We start from the raw sequence: 2,056 nt of genomic DNA, 5'->3' as shown, positions 1-2,056 counted from the left end.
GCCCTCCACGCCTCGGGAGTGGGGGGCCGCCGGTCTTTCTCGGGGGGCCGGGTGTTCCCGGCGGCGCTCCCGGGGGTGTTCCCGGGGCCGCGTTCCTGAGGGGCGTGGCCCCGGGCGCGCGGCATTCGCCGTGCGCGCCGACCGGAGTGCGGACCCGAACGGGTGAACAAGGGGTGGGGACACGCATCAGGCGGGGTTGGCGGACGTTGAGTGGAGGGAGGAGTGCACGAACGGTTGCCGGGGCGAGCGGAAGGGGTGAGCCGGTGCGGAGTGTCCAGCGGGCCGTCCTGCTGCGGGCGGCGGCGGCCGTGGTGGTGCTCGTCGGCGCGGTCGGGGTGCACGTCGAGGTGGGCCACGCGTTGGCGAAGCGCGGGGCCGAGCGGGCGGAGCGGGAGGCGGTGGCGTGCGCGGAGGCGGCCCGGCACCCCGATCTGTTCGAGGCCGGGTGGTTGGCGGGGTGCCGCTGACGTTCGGGTGTTCGGACTGTTCGGGCGGAACGTCACTCATCCGGCGTCATTCCCGACGGCGGAGAAACCCCCCTCCGTCCCCGACGGTTCCTCAGGGAGTGAACGAGTTTCCCGAGGGGGGTCCCCTGATGACCGCGCAGCCCGGTGGCTCCGCGCCCACGCCGACGGCGGGGCGGCCGGTGCCGGCCTGGAGCGAGTGGCTCGGCACGGTCGTCCGGCTCGGCCTCGCGGTGGTCTGGGGGTGGGCCGGGCTGGCGAAGATCTCCGACCCGGCGGAGGCCGCACAGGCCGTCCGGGCCTACGAGATCCTCCCTGAGGGCCTGGTCAAGCCGATCGGCTACGGCCTGCCGTTCCTGGAGCTGGCACTGGCCCTGCTGCTGGTGGTGGGCCTCGGTGTCCGGCTGGTGGCCGGGGTCTCCGCGCTCCTGCTGCTGGCGTTCATCGCCGGGATCGCCTCCGCCTGGGCGCGCGGCATCTCGATCGACTGCGGCTGCTTCGGTGGCGGCGGGCACGTCGACGCGTCGCAGACGGAGTACCTCCAGGAGATCCTGCGCGACACCGGATTCCTGCTGCTGGCCGGGTGGCTGCTGTGGCGGCCCCGCACCCGGCTGTCGGCGGACGGCTGGCTGGCGAGCTGACCCCCACATCCCTGCACCCGACGAAGGCCCCCGACCGTGGATGTCAACGCAATGAGCGAGAAGAACCGAGAAGGCAAGCGCACCGCCCGTGAGCGGATGCTGGAGCAGCGGGCGGCCGACGAGGCCTCCTCCCGGCGCAAGAAGAAGCTGATCGTGGGCGGCTCCGTGCTCGCGGTGATCGCCGCCGCGGTGATCGCCGGCGTCGTGGTGCAGAACCAGCGCTCCAAGCCGGAGACGCCGGTCGCCGCCCCGGCCGGGACGATCGGCGCCAAGAACCTGGTCATCCCGGTCGGCGCCGACAACGCGCCCTCCGTCCTCACCGTCTACGAGGACCCGCGCTGCCCCGCCTGCGGCACCTTCGAGCGCGAGTTCTCGTCGACCATCGACCAGCTGGAGGACGCCGGGAAGATCTACACGAACTACCACATCGTGTCGTTCATCGACCGGGCCGTGGCGGGCAAGGGCTCGCGGAACGGCGCCAACGCGCTGGGCTGCGCCCAGGACGCCGGGCACTTCCGGGACTTCCACGACGTGCTCTACCGCAACCAGCCGGACGAGACCAACGACGCCTTCGGCGACAAGGCCGTGCTGCTCGGCCTGGCCAAGCAGGTCAACGGCCTGGACACACCCGGGTTCCAGTCCTGCGTCAAGGACAGCAGGTTCGGCGGCTGGGTGTCCGCGGTGCAGCAGGACTTCGACAAGTCCAGCTTCAAGTCCACGCCGACGGTGCTGCTCAACGGCCAGCCGATCTACCCGAAGAACGGCGGCGAGGAGATCACCCCGGCGAACCTGGTGAAGTGGGTGGACGCCGCGAACCAGGGCAAGCAGCTGGGCACGGCGGGTTCGCACGGCCAGACCCCGGCGCCGACCAGCACCGCCTCGGAGGCCAACAACCCGTCGCCGACGGCCGGCTGAGCCCGCCAGGCCGCGCCGCCCCTCCCCGTCCGGAGG

At 72.8% G+C, this 2,056-nt stretch carries 3 protein-coding genes; all 3 read left to right on the top strand.

Annotated elements, in window-relative coordinates; genetic code table 11:
• Positions 1 to 263: 263 nt before the first annotated feature.
• The 3 genes from ACFU6K_RS37780 to ACFU6K_RS37770 all read left to right on the top strand — a co-directional run bounded on the left by ACFU6K_RS37780 (position 264) and on the right by ACFU6K_RS37770 (position 2,020).
• Entirely contained in the window at positions 264 to 467 is a 204-nt protein-coding gene (locus ACFU6K_RS37780; RefSeq protein ID WP_049651214.1) for a hypothetical protein, read from the top strand.
• Between the two features lie 128 nt (positions 468 to 595).
• Positions 596 to 1,105 carry a MauE/DoxX family redox-associated membrane protein gene (locus ACFU6K_RS37775; RefSeq protein WP_053112044.1) on the top strand — a complete coding sequence of 170 codons (510 nt, stop codon included), beginning with the start codon at positions 596 to 598 and terminating at the stop codon, positions 1,103 to 1,105.
• A 51-nt stretch (positions 1,106 to 1,156) separates the two neighbouring features.
• Positions 1,157 to 2,020, top strand: coding sequence for a DsbA family protein (locus ACFU6K_RS37770; protein WP_380671000.1), 864 nt, complete (start codon positions 1,157 to 1,159; stop codon positions 2,018 to 2,020).
• Positions 2,021 to 2,056: the final 36 nt, after the last annotated feature.

Origin of the sequence: Kitasatospora sp. NPDC057512 (genome assembly GCF_042802135.1) — a bacterium.
Classification (GTDB): Bacteria; Actinomycetota; Actinomycetes; order Streptomycetales; family Streptomycetaceae; genus Kitasatospora.
The sequence above is the reverse complement of the archived record's forward strand: the minus strand, read 5'-3'. Positions and strand labels throughout refer to the sequence as shown.